This window comes from Frigoribacterium sp. PvP121, from assembly GCF_017833115.1.
Taxonomy (GTDB): Bacteria; Actinomycetota; Actinomycetes; order Actinomycetales; family Microbacteriaceae; genus Frigoribacterium; species Frigoribacterium endophyticum.
In genome coordinates, this window is record NZ_JAFIBR010000001.1 from 1,188,820 (window position 1) to 1,202,931 (window position 14,112).

The 14,112-nt window shown below is 72.3% G+C and carries 12 protein-coding genes and 1 tRNA gene; 6 read left to right on the forward strand and 7 right to left on the reverse strand.

The genetic code is table 11. The features are described from left to right. Window positions 1–38 precede the first annotated feature (38 nt). Window positions 39–4,040 carry an Ig-like domain-containing protein gene (locus JOE43_RS05570; RefSeq protein WP_209515546.1) on the forward strand — a complete coding sequence of 1,334 codons (4,002 nt, stop codon included), beginning with the start codon at window positions 39–41 and terminating at the stop codon, window positions 4,038–4,040. A 114-nt stretch (window positions 4,041–4,154) separates the two neighbouring features. Here the strand turns inward: JOE43_RS05570 and JOE43_RS05575 are convergent, their stop codons facing one another. After that, window positions 4,155–4,835, reverse strand: a complete 681-nt coding sequence (locus tag JOE43_RS05575) for a response regulator transcription factor (protein WP_245187115.1) — start codon at window positions 4,833–4,835, stop codon at window positions 4,155–4,157. 118 nt (window positions 4,836–4,953) lie between these two features. Here JOE43_RS05575 and JOE43_RS05580 point away from each other — a divergent pair, with 118 nt between their 5' ends. After that, window positions 4,954–5,232 (forward strand): GlsB/YeaQ/YmgE family stress response membrane protein, encoded by a 279-nt coding sequence (locus JOE43_RS05580; RefSeq protein WP_056052134.1) that lies wholly within the window; start codon window positions 4,954–4,956, stop codon window positions 5,230–5,232. Window positions 5,233–5,305: 73 nt separating this feature from the next. Here the strand turns inward: JOE43_RS05580 and JOE43_RS05585 are convergent, their stop codons facing one another. Genes JOE43_RS05585 through JOE43_RS05595 form a run of 3 tightly spaced genes read right to left on the reverse strand, consistent with a single transcriptional unit; the run spans window position 5,306 to window position 8,177 of the window. Next, a complete protein-coding gene (locus JOE43_RS05585; protein WP_209515564.1) occupies window positions 5,306–6,169 on the reverse strand; it encodes a phosphatase PAP2 family protein in 864 nt (287 codons plus the stop codon). Window positions 6,170–6,204: 35 nt separating this feature from the next. Next, the gene (locus JOE43_RS05590; protein ID WP_209515567.1) at window positions 6,205–7,584 is read right to left on the reverse strand and encodes an MFS transporter; all 1,380 of its coding nucleotides are present in this window, start codon (window positions 7,582–7,584) and stop codon (window positions 6,205–6,207) included. Beyond that, window positions 7,581–8,177, reverse strand: a complete 597-nt coding sequence (locus tag JOE43_RS05595; protein WP_209515570.1) for a helix-turn-helix domain-containing protein — start codon at window positions 8,175–8,177, stop codon at window positions 7,581–7,583. Before JOE43_RS05595 ends, JOE43_RS05590 begins: the two co-directional genes overlap by 4 nt. Window positions 8,178–8,306: 129 nt before the next feature. On the opposite strand from JOE43_RS05595, the gene JOE43_RS05600 reads away from it, so the two are divergent. Together JOE43_RS05600 and JOE43_RS05605 are read left to right on the forward strand one after the other, a co-directional pair. Continuing rightward, complete coding sequence (locus tag JOE43_RS05600; protein ID WP_056052142.1) at window positions 8,307–8,579, forward strand: hypothetical protein; 273 nt, start codon at window positions 8,307–8,309, stop codon at window positions 8,577–8,579. A gap of 87 nt (window positions 8,580–8,666) precedes the next feature. Further along, window positions 8,667–8,739, forward strand: a tRNA-Arg gene (locus tag JOE43_RS05605). A gap of 204 nt (window positions 8,740–8,943) precedes the next feature. Here the strand turns inward: JOE43_RS05605 and JOE43_RS05610 are convergent. Both JOE43_RS05610 and JOE43_RS05615 read right to left on the reverse strand, forming a co-directional pair. Beyond that, window positions 8,944–10,173, reverse strand: coding sequence for an acyl-CoA dehydrogenase family protein (locus JOE43_RS05610; RefSeq protein WP_209515573.1), 1,230 nt, complete (start codon window positions 10,171–10,173; stop codon window positions 8,944–8,946). 24 nt (window positions 10,174–10,197) lie between these two features. Further along, a complete protein-coding gene (locus tag JOE43_RS05615; RefSeq protein ID WP_209515576.1) occupies window positions 10,198–10,824 on the reverse strand; it encodes an AmiS/UreI family transporter in 627 nt (208 codons plus the stop codon). 293 nt (window positions 10,825–11,117) lie between these two features. Between JOE43_RS05615 and JOE43_RS05620 the strand changes: the two genes are divergently transcribed. Together JOE43_RS05620 and JOE43_RS05625 are read left to right on the forward strand one after the other, a co-directional pair. Continuing rightward, window positions 11,118–11,474 (forward strand): VOC family protein, encoded by a 357-nt coding sequence (locus JOE43_RS05620; RefSeq protein WP_209515579.1) that lies wholly within the window; start codon window positions 11,118–11,120, stop codon window positions 11,472–11,474. A 250-nt stretch (window positions 11,475–11,724) separates the two neighbouring features. Then, complete coding sequence (locus JOE43_RS05625) at window positions 11,725–13,191, forward strand: MFS transporter (protein WP_209515582.1); 1,467 nt, start codon at window positions 11,725–11,727, stop codon at window positions 13,189–13,191. Between the two features lie 101 nt (window positions 13,192–13,292). Here the strand turns inward: JOE43_RS05625 and JOE43_RS05630 are convergent, their stop codons facing one another. After that, on the reverse strand, window positions 13,293–13,913 hold the full coding sequence (locus JOE43_RS05630) for a cysteine hydrolase family protein (protein ID WP_209515593.1): 621 nt from the start codon (window positions 13,911–13,913) through the stop codon (window positions 13,293–13,295). Window positions 13,914–14,112 lie beyond the last annotated feature (199 nt).

Consider the following 14,112-nt stretch of genomic DNA (forward strand, 5'->3'; position numbering starts at 1 on the left):
TCAGGGGCGACCGTCAGCACGACAGAGGGGCTGCATCGATGACGATGCGACGATCACGATCTGTAGTACGACGAGCACTCGCGGGGGCGAGCGTCACGGCGCTCGCGGCCGTGGGGCTGGTCACCGGGCTCCCGCCCGCCGACACCGCAGCGGCCGCGGCGACCGCCGAGGGGGTGACCATCACGCCGAACCCCTGGTACGCGGGCGACCCGTTCCAGGGCTGGGGCACCAGCCTCGTCTGGTTCGCGAACGCCACCGGCGGCTACCCGGAGGAGCTCCGCGAGGACCTCTACCAGGCCGTCTTCGGCGAGGAGGGGCTCGACCTCAACATCGCCCGCTACAACATCGGCGGCGGCAACGCGACCGACGTCGTCGACTACCTCCGCGCCGGCGGAGCGGTCGACGGCTGGTGGGCGCCCGACGCCGACGGCGGCGCGGGCACCTACGGGGGCGCCTCCACCGCGTACGCGGACCGCGAGGCCGTCCGCCAGGCCTTCGACCCCGACGACCTGTCGCAGTACGACCTCGACGCCGACGCCACGCAGCGCTGGTGGGTCGACCGCCTCGCGGCCGACGACCAGATCACGCACTGGGAGACGTTCGCGAACTCCGCGCCGTACTTCATGACCGAGAGCGGCTACGTGTCGGGCGGGTTCGACTCCACGGCGCAGCAGCTGAAGACGGCCTCCGAGGCCGACTTCATCACGTACCTCACGCGGGTCACCGAGCAGCTCGAGCAGACCTCGGGCATCGAGGTCGAGTCGATCGACCCGTTCAACGAGCCGAACACGAACTACTGGGGCACGACGATCCGGGACGGCCAGCCGACCGGACGCCAGGAGGGCATGCGCGTCTCGCCCGACCAGCAGGTGCGCATGATCGCCGACCTGCAGGCCGAGCTCGCCGAGCCCGGCACGACCACCGACGCGATGATCGCGGCGATGGACGAGACCAACCCCGGCATCTTCGCGACCAACTGGGCGGCCTACCCCCAGGAGGCGCGGGACGCGGTCGGGCGCATGAACGTCCACACCTACGGCACCAGCGGCCGCCTCACCGTCCGAGACCTCGCGAAGCAGGCGGACTCGCCGCTCTGGATGAGCGAGATCGAGGGCAGCTGGGTGAACGGCTGGGATCCCTCGAACATCGAGAACGGCCTCGGCATGGCCGGCCGCGTGGCGGACGACCTCCGCGAGCTCGAGCCCGACGCGTGGGTGCTCTGGCAGCCCGTCGAGGACCTCTACAACATGGAGCCGCAGGGCGAGGACCTCAACTGGGGCTCGATGTTCATCGACCTCGACTGCGTGCCCTTCACCGAGGGCGGCGTCGAGGTCTGGAAGAGCGAGCGCCGCGTCGCCGACGCGGGGGGCGACTCCACCGCCGTCGAGCCCTGCTCGGTGAAGGTGAACTCCAAGTTCTCCGCGCTCCGCAACTTCACGAAGTTCATCCAGGAGGGCGACCGCCTGGTCGCCGTCGACGACGTCGACACCACCGCGGCCGTGCGCCCCGACGGTGACGGCGCCACGCTCGTGCACCGCAACACGACCGACGCCCCTCGCACCGTCACGCTCGACCTGTCGCGCTTCGGCGCGATCGCCGACGGCGCGGCCGTCACGCCGTACACGACCACCGAGGCGCCCGAGGGCGCCGAGGTCACGTCGACCGGCGTCGTCCCCGGCGCCCCGGTGGCCGTCGACGTCGCCCGCGGCACCGCGACCCTGACGGTGCCCGCGAAGTCGGTCACCACCTTCGAGGTCGCCGGCGTCTCCGGCGTCGCCGCCGACGCCCCCGCGGTGCTCGACGGCCACGACTACCAGTTCGTCGGCGTGCAGAGCGGCAAGGCCCTCAGCACGGGCACCGGCACCGGTGCGGCCACGACCCTCACCTCGTCGGCGACCACGACGGAGGCGGCGGCGCGGCAGTCCTGGACGGCCCGCACCGTGCCCACCGAGTCCGGCGACGAGCGCCGGGTCACCCTCCGCGCCGCCGACGGCCGCTACCTCGCGGCGACCTCCCGCGGCACCGAGCTGAGGAGCGTCGACGAGGCCACCGCGGCCGGCGACCCCGCCTCGCGCTGGTGGGTCACCACGACCGACGGATCGACCTTCTCACTGGTCGGCGAGGGAGTCGCGCAGTCGCTGGACGTCAACGGACAGTCCTCCGCAGAGGGCGCGGGCGTCGGCGTCTACGGCTCGAACGGCGGCGCGAACCAGCGCTGGGCCGTGCGTGACCTGGAGCCGGCCGTCGGGCAGACCGTCGCGCTCCGGACCGACGTGGGCGTGCCTCCGGCGCTCCCCGCCACGGTCGTGGCCGGCTACTCGTGGGGCTCCGGCGCCGCGGCGAGCGTGGTCTGGGGCGCGGTCGACGCCGCGGCCTGGCAGACGCCCGGCCGCGTCGAGGTCGGCGGCACCGCCACCGACGTGTTCGGCCGCGAGTTCGCGGTCACGGCGCTCGTCGACGTCGGCGGCCTGACCGTCACCGACCCCGTGTCGCTCACCGTCGCGGTGGGCAGCGCGGTCGACGGGGTCGTCGCGGCCCTGCCCGAGACCGTGCCCGCCCGGGTCGGCGCCTCGGAGCAGACCTTCGACGTGCCCGTCACCTGGAGCTCGTCGAGCCTCACGGTCGACGACCTCGCCCGGCCCGGCGTCGTCACGCTGGCCGGCACGGCGACGGTCGACGGCGGCGAGCTGCGCGCCGAGGTCTCGCTGATCGTCACCACGGCGACCCTGCGCAACTTCGCCCCCGACCAGGGAGTCGCGGCCTCGGCCTCGTCGACCGAGTCGGGCTACCCCGCCGACCGCACCCGCAACGGGGTGTCGGGCGACAAGGGCTGGTCGAACTGGGTGTCGTCCAACAAGCCCGCGCAGAGCTGGCTGCAGTACTCGTTCGACGCTCCCCGCGACGTCTCGCAGGTGACGGTGCAGTTCTACCCGGACGGCTCGGCCACCAGCTGGGCGCAGTCGATCCAGCTGCAGCAGAGGGCGGCCGACGGCAGCTGGCAGCCGCTGCCGGGCTACGAGACCCCGCAGCCCGTCGCGGTGCCGACCGCCGGCGCCCCCGTCGTGACGGCGGAGTTCCCGACGGTGACCACCTCGGGCGTCCGCGTCGTGATGGACGCCTACCCGAACACGCACCTCACCGTGAGCGAGGTGCAGCTCTTCGAGCCGGTCGCCTCCGACTCGTCGGTGAGCACGGCCGCGACCCTGCGCCTCGACGGCGTCGAGGTCGAGGGCTTCGACCCCGCCACGTCGGCGTACGCGGCGACGGTGCAGGGCGAGCGCTGGCCGCTCGTCTCCGCGATCGCCACCGACACGACGGCCGACGTGGTCGTCGAGCAGGCGTCGGAGGCCACCGACGGCGTCGCCACGGTGACGGTCACCTCGCCCGACGGCACGACCACGACGACCTACACGGTCGACGTGACGCGCCAGGTCGCGCTGGGCTCCGTCGTCGTCACCGGCGAGGCGCGCGTCGGGTCGGAGCTGCGCGTCGTCGCGGTCGCCGACCCGGGCGAGGCCGAGCTGACGGCCGAGTGGCTGCTCGACGGCGAGCCCGTGGCCCCGGCCGCGGCGCCCGGCGACGAGCCCGCGACCCGCGCCGCCGCACCGGTCGAGAGCGCGACCTTCGTCGTGCCGGCCGGGTCGGAGGGCCGCGTGCTGAGCGTGCGGGTCACCGCCCGCGCGGCCGGCTTCGCCGACTCGGAGCCCGTCACGAGCGACGGCGTCACGGTGCTCGCCGCACCGGTCGACCCGCCCGTGGGCGGCACCGACCCCGGCGCCGGCACGCCCGGCACGCCCGGCACGCCCGGCGGCACGGCCCCCGGGACCGGAGCGGGAGCCGGCACCGGAGCGGGGTCAGGCACCGGCACCGGCACCGGCACCGGAGCGGGCGCGACCGACACCGCCGCCCGGGCCGAGGCCCGCCGCCTCGCGATGACCGGCTCGGGCCCGGCGCTCGGCGTCGCGCTCACCGCGGCGCTCGCGCTGCTCACGCTCGGCGGGGCACTCGTCGCCCGCCGTCGGGGGCGCGCCGCCGAGTAGCGGACAGCACCACCTCAGGGAGGCGCGGGTCGGGCACGAGCCCGGCCCGCGCCTCCTGCGCTGTGCCCCTGCGCCGTGCCGGTCTGCTCGTGCCGCTGCGCCGCGCCGCCGGCCTCAGGGCCCGCCGAGCCAGTGGTCGATGCGGTGGTGGTCGGGCGTGAACCCGTTCTGCACGCCCCAGAGCACCGCCTGCGTGCGGCTCGTCGCCCCGATGCGCCGGTAGACCGAGCGGATGTACGACTTCACCGTGTTGGGGCTGAGGTAGGTGAGCGCGGCGACCTCGGCGTTGCTCTTGCCCTGGGTGATGAGGGCGAGGATCTCGCTCTCGCGGTCGGTGATGCCCTCCTTCTTGCCCGGCCAGTCGAGCCCGGGCGCGCTGGGGGCCCGGTGCCGGACGTCGCTGACGACGAGCTCGCCGCGGTGCACGGCCTCGAGCGCCTCGACGAGCTCGCGGGCCCCGAGGGTCTTCGAGAGGTAGCCGTGCACGCCCTGCGCGAGGGCCGACTCCACCAGCTCGGGGTGGAAGTTCCAGGTGTAGACGACGACGCGGCGCGCGGAGGGGTTCGCGACGAGGGCCGCGAGCTCGTGGTGGTCGGACTCGGGCTGGGCGAACGAGTCGTAGAGCACGATGTCGACGCTGTCGGAGAGCGCGGTGGTGGCGTCGATCTCGGCCACCGTCACGCGGTCGCGGTACTGGTCGAACATGTGGGCGAGGCCGGTCAGCACGACGTCGTAGTCGTCGACGAGGGCGACGGTGATGTAGCTGGTCTGGACGGGCAGCTCCGCGGTGGTCATGGGCTCACCATCCCACCCCGAGGGGTGTGCCGCCACACCTTCAGGGGTGGTCTGCTGTGACACGGCGACAGCACGGCACCGACGGTGCCGGTCGCCGCCCCCCTAGAAGGAGAACACCATGCTCGGTCTCATCGTCAGCCTGCTCGTCATCGGCCTGGTCGCCGGCTTCATCGCCCGCGCCGTCGTCCCCGGGAAGCAGAACCTCTCGATCGTCGCCACGATCGTGCTCGGCGTCGTCGGCTCGTTCGTCGGCGGGCTGCTCGGCTTCCTGCTCTTCCAGCACGACCCGACCGACGGCTTCTTCCAGCCCGCCGGCATCATCGGCTCGATCATCGGCGCCATCGTCGTGCTCGTGATCTGGGTGTCGGTCTCGGGTCGTCGCGGCGCTCGCCGCTGACCGCTGCTCGTCGCACCTCCAGGCCCCGCTCGGCACGCGCCGCAGCGGGGCCTGCGCGTCGTGCGGGGGCGGCTCAGAGCCGGCGGTCGAGCTTCCAGGCCAGCCAGCCCGTGACCAGCACGACCCCGGCCGCGGCGAGGCGGGCGCCCATCAGCACCCCGTCGCCGGTCGAGGTGGTGACGCTCATGTCGCTGCCGATGCCGATGCCCCAGGTCGCCCCGGACGCGGCCAGGCAGACGACGAGGGCGAGGCCCAGGACGCCCGACGTGACCCCGTGCGCCTTGGAGCCCACCGACTCGTCACGGCCCCGACGGTCGCCCGTGTAGCGCGCGGCGACGCCGCGGACGACGCCCAGCCAGAGCAGCGCCACGGCGCAGGCGCCGACCACGTCGCTGCAGCGGTGCCAGCCGTAGGCGACGGTCTGCTCGGCGACGACGGCCGCGAAGCCGGTCGCGACGACGTAGACGACGGGCCGCGAGCGCCGGCCGAAGGCGGTGAGCACGGCGAACATCGCCGCGACGGCCACCGTCGTGTGGCCGCTCGGGAAGCTGTTGGCGTACACGTCGCCGGTGAGCTCGGGGCGCGGCACGACGACCTTGAGCACCTGCGTCGTCACCGTGGCGCCGATGACGAGGGCGCCGGCCTGGAGCGCGGCCCCGGGGCGGCGTCGCGCGAACGCGACGAGCATCGTCACGCCGACGACGAGCAGCAGGGCCGAGGGCGAGATGGCGTCGAGGGCCGAGCCGGACTGCAGCAGGGTGTCGCCGTCGACCGAGCGGAGGATGCTGTCCTCCATCGCCTGACCGGTCGGGGTCAGGACCGCGACGACGTACACGCCGACGAGGCCGGCGGCCGAGAGGCCGGAGGTGAGCATCCACCGGTGGGCCACGCGACGGCGGACTGCCGTGCTGGCTCGGGCGGTGGTCGATGCGGTCACGGGACAATGGAACAACACCGCCCCTGGAAGCAGCCTCACACCGACCTCCCAGAGCCCGGAGTGCGGGCGGACTCACAGGCTGCCGGGGCGCGCTCCATCTCCCGCCACGCGCCTCCCGCCAGGGGAGAGAGCGTCACGACGACGTAGACGGCGGCGACGACGCCGAACGCCACGGCGAGGCCGACCGTGTCGGCGGCGACGCCCCCGAGCAGTGCCCCGAGCGGCACCCCCGCCCACGCCCCGGCCGTGATCAGCCCGAAGACCCGGGCCCTCAGGTGCTCGGGCACGCGCTCCAGCTCCACCGCGCCCAGGATGGGGTTGATCGCCCCCGCCGCCAGCCCGGAGACCGCCGTGGCCGCGACGAGCCACGCCAGCGGCAGGTCGAGCGCGAACGCGGCCGACGAGGGGCCGCCCGCGAGGGCGAAGCAGACCGCGAACGTGACGCGACGAGGCACGCGGTGGGCCACCAGGCCGAAGCCCACGCTGCCCACGAGGGCGCAGCCGCCCATCACCGCGACGATCAGCCCGAGCGCGGCGGCGCCGCCCAGCCGGTCGTCGGCGTAGATCGGCAGCAGCGTCGAGCTGCGGGCGGCGTCGAGCAGGTTCGTCACCAGCACCAGGGCGACCACGAGGCGCATCAGCCGGTCGCGGGCGACGAACCGGGCCCCCTCCGCCAGGTCGGTCCAGAAGGAGGCGCGGTCCGCGTCCGTCTGCCCTGCCGCACCCGCCGTCGACGAGCCGGCCCGTGACCCCGCCGTCGCTCGCGGCACCAGCAGCAGCGTCAGCAGCGCCGAGACCACGAACGACGCCGCGTCGACGACGAGCGTGCCGAGGGGCCCGAGCAGGGCGACGAGCAGGCCCGCGAGCGTGGCGCCGACGAGCTTCGCCAGCCGCTCCGAGCCGTCGAGGAACCCCACGCTCCGTTCGAGGCGCACCCCGGCCGCCGTCGAGAGGGACGGCAGCATGACGCGGCGAGCGGTCTGCCCCGGGGCGTCGAACAGGCCGCTGACGAAGACGAGGGCGAGCAGTGCCCAGAACGGCAGGCCGACCGTCACGGCGAGGACGGGCACCGCCAGCACCGTGACGCCGCTGACGACGTCGGCGACCACGGCGCTCCGACGGTGACCGACGCGGTCGGCGACGACGCCGCCCAGCGGCCCGCCGACGACGACGGGGAGGGTCGCGGCGACGGCGGCCACGCCGACCTCGACCCCGCTGCCGCCGGTGCCGAGCACGTAGAAGGGGACGGCGAACGAGGTGACCACGTTGCCCGTCTGGCTGACCGCGTGGGCGGCCAGGAGGGCGGCCAGGGCCGTGCGGGGGCGGGCGTGGGGCGCGGTGTGCGCCGCCTCCCCGGTGCCTCCGTCGGCCGCTGCGGGCTCCGAGGCGCCGGCCGGGACCCTCGGCTCCCTCACGGCGCCGTGGGCCGCCGGTACGCCTGGTGCGCCCAGGTGACGTGCTCGACCGCGGGGTCGCCGGGCTCGTGGGCGGCGGAGACGTCGAGCCACCTCTCGGTGAGCCCCTCGAGCTCGTCGCGCAGGGCGGCGAGCTCGTCGACGGTGAGCCGGAGGGTGCGGTCGCCGAGCGCGGCCGCGGCGACCCACTCGCGGGGGAGGGACGGTGCCTCGTCGAGGTAGCGCCCGTACTGCGCGGCGAGCACCTGCGCGATCGAGCGCTGGAACGCGGTGGACGCGGCGGCCCGCTCGGGGTCGTCGAGCATGTCGGCCGGCTCCCACGCGGTCAGGTCGCTCGTGGCCCGCCACCAGCGTTCGCGGCGGTCGGGCCCCTGGGCGTCGGCCTGCTCGATCAGGCCGACCGCGGCGAGCTTGCCGAGGTGGTAGCTGAGGGTCCCGGGGGCCTCGTCGACGACGTCGGCGAGGAGGGCGGCGGTCTGCGGGCCGCGCTCGCGGAGGAGCCCGAGGAGGCGCAGCCGAGTGGGGTGCGCCAGTGCACGCAGCGAGGCGGCGTCGGTGAGCTCGGCACGGCGGTCGGACACGCGAGGGGTCATGGGCTCGACCCTAGATGCGCAAGAAGTGTTGCGCAATGCCTCTTGTGCATGGCGAGCCCTTGTCTGAGACGGGCCGCAGCCGAGGGAGCAGACTCGACCTCACATGACCCGAGCCACAGGAGGCACGCCATGACAAGCACCAACACGAACGAGCCGCACCAGGGCGGCGTCACCGACGAGACCGCCGAGTTCGGCGACCGCACCCGCGTGCCCGTCGCGGGCAGCACCGAGAACCACGGCGACGTCGAGACCGACGAGGGCGCCGAGCGCGGCACCGCCCACCTCAACGGCCGCGACGCGACCGGCGACGTGATGGACCGCAGCGGCACCGTCGACTCCGGCGACGTCGACCGGCTGCTCGGAGAGCGCAAGGACGACGACGAGGGGCCGCGCGCCCCGTAGCCCGCCCCGAGCCGGGCCCGGTCGCCTCGATTGGCGAGCGGGCCCGAGCTCGTGTATGGTTTCCTCTGGCCGTTCGGCCGGAGAAATGCGCCTGTAGCTCAACGGATAGAGCATCTGACTACGGATCAGAAGGTTGGGGGTTCGAGTCCCTCCAGGCGCACGAGATCGAGAATCGCCCCTGCCCTACACGGCAGGGGCTTTTCTCGTTCTCGGTGCTCGTCTGGCCGCCTGCCGGCGGCGTGCCGGTGGCGCTTCGCGCACCGGCGGTGCGACGGCGCTTCGCGCGTCGGTGGGGCGACGGCGCTCCGCGCGTCCGCGGAGGGCGCCTGCCTACGGCCGGTCGCCGGACGGAAGCGATGGCGGGTCAGCGGCGGGTCGCGCCGATGGCCCAGACCCGTGGCGGCTGGACGTCGTTGACGGCGTGGTCGCCGACGATGCGTGCCTTGAACACCCACGGGTTGTGGCTGCCGGCGGTCCGGGCGTTGCGCCAGTGCCGGTCCAGGTTCTTGGTGGTGCTCACGCCGGACGCCGCCAGCGCGTCGAACAGGTGCGAGGTCGCCTGCGTCGCGAGCGATGTCAGGGCGACCTGCGCCTGCGCGGTGGCGAGCTCGGCGCGGTCGTTCCTCCGCTCGTCCTCGGTCTCGTCCAGGAAGGCTCCCTCGTAGGCGCCTTGGAGGGCCTGCGCGGCGCGGTCGACGATCGCCTGTGCGGCGAAGCCGGCGGCTGAGACCTCGCCGACGACCTGCAGGATCTGCGGGTCAGCAGCGAACGTGTCGGCGTTGCCGTGCGAGAACACGCGGGTGCGGTTCCTGACCTCGACCGCGATCTCCCTCTCGGCAGCTACGACGGAGCCGGCGAGGACGCTCAGCAGGACGGCCTGGTAGAAGGCCGTCTGGTACTTGAAGCGCTCGTCGAACAGCACGACGTCGTCGGCACCGACACGAGCATCACGGAACGTGCTCGTGCCCGAGCCCGTCGTCCGCTGACCGAACCCGTCCCAGTCGTCGGTGTGGGCGACGCCGTCCTGGTGGGCGTCGACGATCGCGATGACCCGGTCGCCGGTGTCCGTGCGTTCGGCGTACGTGTCGATCCAGTCGGCGAAGATGCTGCCGGTGGAGTAGTACTTCTGCCCGGTGACGCGGAACCCGCCGTCCGGATCGGGGCTGACCTTCGTCGTGACGTCCCCGACCTGCACCGTGCCCACTTCGGTCCAGGAGTTCCCGGCGATCTCGCCGCGGCCGAACCGTTCGAGCCAGACGTCGCGCTGCCCGGACCGGGCGACGAGGCGGTCCTCGACGAGGGCGAAGTGGCCGCGGAGGGCCTGGGGGATGTTGCTGTCCGCCGCCGCGAGCTCGGTGAGCAGTCGGAACAGCTGAGGGAGGGTGGCGCCGGAGCCCCCGAACTCGACGGGGACACGGAGGGCTCCGAAGCCCGCGTCGGCGAGCTCGCGGATCTCGGCCACGGGGAGGCGGTGCTCACGGTCGCGTTCCGCGGCGCCAGCGGCGATGCGGTCGAAGAGCGGGCGGAAACGCGCGGACAGCGTCTCGTCCGTGGGTGCCGCGGTGGTGACGGATGTGGTGGTCGTCGTGGTCATGGGTCTCGGTTCCGTTCTGGTGGGTCAGGCAGCGGCGGGGGCTTGCGTGCGTTCCGGTTGGGGGCGTGTGGCGGCTCGGCGGGTGAGCAGGGCGGCGCCGCCGAACACCCCGACGAGCGACAGGAGCGCGGTCGTCGTGGCGATCGAGCCGGCCGGCCAGTGCCCGGTGAGGCCGAGGAGCGCGGGGACCGTGGTGGTCACCTGGCTCGCGAGGACGAGGGCCCACCCGGTGTAGGTGCCGATCGCTGATCGGCCGAGGGCGAGCAGGACGAAGAAGAGCGCCCAGAGCGCCGCCCATCCAGCCCAGAGCACGGCGAGGAAAGGGTCGTCCGCGACGTGGACGACCGCGAAGGCGACGGCGAGAGCGGCGACCAGGCCGCAGAACCAGCCCAGGCCCACGGCGCCGAGTCCGAGGAGGGAGTCCACGCCGACGTAGAGGTAGGTGACGCCGAACAAGAAGGTGCCCGAGATCGCGAAGAGCGCAGGCAGGGAGCCGTCGGCCGACACGGCCACGGCCACGCAGAGGACGAGCTGCAGGCCACCGATCAGGACGTTGAACACGCCGCTGTCCCGGCCGGGGACGCGCCCGAGCAGGGTGAGGCCGTTGACCAGGAGGGCGGCCCCGGAGAGGACCAGACAGATGAGCGCCATGCGGCGACCTTGGCAGCTCTTGCCCCTCGGCCGGTGTCTTGTGTCCGATCATGTCCGTCCGCTACGCCCTGTGACCCGTCTCGGTGCCCGTAGAGACACGATGGGCCGAAGAGCGGGACATTAGGCGATCCCTGAGCGAGGTGAGCGCTATGAAGGATGGGCACCGAGAGCGACTACATCGGCTGTGAATGGTCGGTGGCTTCCCGCGTCTTCAGCCGTGAGGAATGCCCACGTAGGCGGGTAGTCATGAACCACCGCCGAGAAACATCTCGGGGTGATCAGAGGAGAGAAGCATGGCAAAGGACGTCGTCACAGTGTGGGTTCCCGTCGCGGACATGAAGCGCGCTGTCGCCTTCTACCGCGACACCCTCGGCCTCGAGGTGAAGAAGGAAGAGGACGAGTGGTCCGAGCTCGACGCCGGCGGACTCGTCATCGGCCTGAACGGCCACGAGAACGCTACGGTCTCCTCGGACGGCGGTGCCGTCATCACGTTCCAGCCCGAGGGCACGATCGAGGACAAGCTCAGCGAGATCCGCGAGCGTGGCGGTGAGATCGAGGGCTCCATCAGCGAGCACCCCTTCGGTCACCTCCTCCCGTTCAAGGACTCCGAGGGCAACGACCTCCAGTTCTTCACGCCGCCCGCCAACTAGAGCCCAGGCCCTGCACGTGACCCCGCCTCGATCCGAGGCGGGGTCGCCTGCGTTCAGGGGCGCACCACTACCGGGAACGACTGCATACGCTCGGCCCAGTCGGGGGATCAACTGACTAAAATCGGTCCGATTGAGTTATGATCGTCCTCTGACCGATTCTGATCGGTGCGGTCGACAAGGCATCTTGCCGCGGTCGGTCCGAGGCTGAAAACCTCCGGCATCCCCATCGAAGCCCGGAGATTTTCTCTCTATGTCCACGTCCTCGTTGTCTGCCTCCAAGACTTCCTCTTCCCCCAAGCGCTGGTGGGCGCTCGTCGTCCTCGCGCTCACCCAACTCGTCGTCGTGCTCGACGGCACCATCGTCAACATCGCCCTCCCACAGGCTCAACAAGAACTCGGCCTCAGCGACGTCGAGCGCCAGTGGGTGGTCACGGCCTACGCCCTCGCCTTCGGCGCCCTGCTGCTGCTCGGCGGTCGAGTCGCTGACTACTGGGGCCGCAAGCGCACCTTCCTGGTCGGCATGCTCGGCTTCGGGGTGGCCTCAGCCTTCGGCGGCCTAGCCCAGAGCGGCACGGAGCTGATCATCGCCCGTGGCCTCCAGGGCGTGTTCGCCGCCCTCCTCGCCCCGGCCGCTCTCGCCCTGCTGACTGTGACCTTCCCCAGCGGACGTGAGCGGAACACCGCCTTCGCCGTGTTCGGCACCGTTGCAGGCGCCGGCGCCGCAGTCGGCCTCGTCCTCGGCGGTGTCCTCACCGAGTTCGCTGACTGGCGCTGGTGCCTCCTCGTGAACGTCTTCTTCGTGATCGTCGGACTCATCGGCGGCATGCTGCTGGTCAAGGAGTCCAAGGCCGAAGGGAACAACCGCTACGACATGGCCGGTGCTGTCACTGTCACTCTCGGCCTGGGCGCCCTCGTCTACGGGTTCAGCCTGGCTGAGCACGGCTGGACCCAGATCCAGACGATCGGGTTCCTGGCCCTGGGTGCCGGACTCCTGGTGCTCTTCGTCGTCATCGAGAGCCGCGTCGCCCAGCCGCTGCTGCCGCTGCGCGTCGTCACGGACCGGGTGCGAGGTGGTGCGTTCCTCATCCAGGCCATCGTGGGCAGTGTCCTGATCGGAGCGATGCTCTATGTCGCGTTCCACCTCCAGATCGTCCTCGGGATGGACCCCCTGCCCGCGGGCCTCGCCACCCTCCCCATGACCCTCATGATCATGATCATGGCGCCGGTCGCCACCAAGCTGCTGCCCATCATCGGACCGCGTCCGATGATGATCGGCGGTCCGCTGATCTCCGCCGTCGGTGTCGGCTACCTCAGCCGTATCACGGCAGACGGCTCCTACGTCGTCCAGGTGATGCCCGCACTCATCGTGCTGGGGATCGGGATGGCGTTCGTCTTCATCCCCCTGCAGAACCTCGCCCTCACAGGCGTCAAGCCGCAGGACGCCGGCGCCGCCTCGGCCGCCCTGAACTCCGCACTGCAGATCGGCGGGTCGATCGGCCTGTCGGTGTTCACCGCCCTCTACGCCTCGGCAGTGGCCAGCTACGGCGGCGGCGGGTCTGAACTCGACGCGTTCACCAGCGGCTACTCCGTAGCGTTCTTCGCTGCGGCCATCGGGCTCGTCCTCGCGTCGATCATCGCGGCCGTGTTCATCCGTGGCTCGAAGTCGGAGCTGCTGCCCCCGGACTCGGACCACGAGGCCGCCCTGCCCGTCCACTGACCTGCCCTGAGACACCGAGACGGCCCCCGGCGCCACATGGCGCCGGGGGCCGTCTCTTGTCTCGTGTGGTGGGCGTGATGATCTCGTGCCCTGCCGGGCAGCTAAGCGGTGACCGCTGCACCAGAGGCGCTGAGGGCCGGTTCGCCGGTGACCGCAGCGAGGGCTTCCTGCCACGGCAGGACGGTCGCGAAGGCGGCACCCATGATGGCCAGCGAGGCCTCGTGCTGGCCCGGGGCCCCCAGGACACAGTCGGATGCGACGTACATGTCGAAGTCGCGCATGTAGCCCGAGCGCGTGGTCGACTCGACGCAGATCGACGTCACGGTCCCGGTGACGAGCACCTTGTCGACGCCGAGGGTGCGCAGCACCTGCTCGAGGGGGGTGTTCAGGAAGGCGTCGTAACGGTTCTTGTCGATGACCGCCTCGCCGTCCGCAGGGGTCAGGTCTGAGTGGACGTCCGCGTCCCAGCTGCCCCGCTCGAGGATGTCGAAGTTCGGCGGCAGGAATCCCTCCATGCGCATCGGAAGATCGACCATCCCGGGGCGGAAGACACTGCGAGTGTAGATGACCGGGACGCTAGCGGCGCGGGCAGCGGTGATGACCTTAACGTTCTCGGCGATGACCGATTCGACGCCGGGCATCCCCATGCCCAAGCTCGGCAGGGACCCCTCGGGGTGGACAAAACCGTTCTGCATATCGATCACGAGCAACGCACTGGACATGGTGTCTCCTTGCTAGGCAGGTGTGACGCGGCCAGCAACAGCGGGACCGCGCGGCCATGGTCGGCCTGCGACCCGGCGCGTTAGACCCAAGAATTCGCTGTAGAGCAATCCAGAGTGCCTCCCCGGCAAGCCATGGAATTGCTCGCGGGCGCCCCCGCCGAGGACTCGTCCAGCGAATCAAATCTGCGAGACACGGACG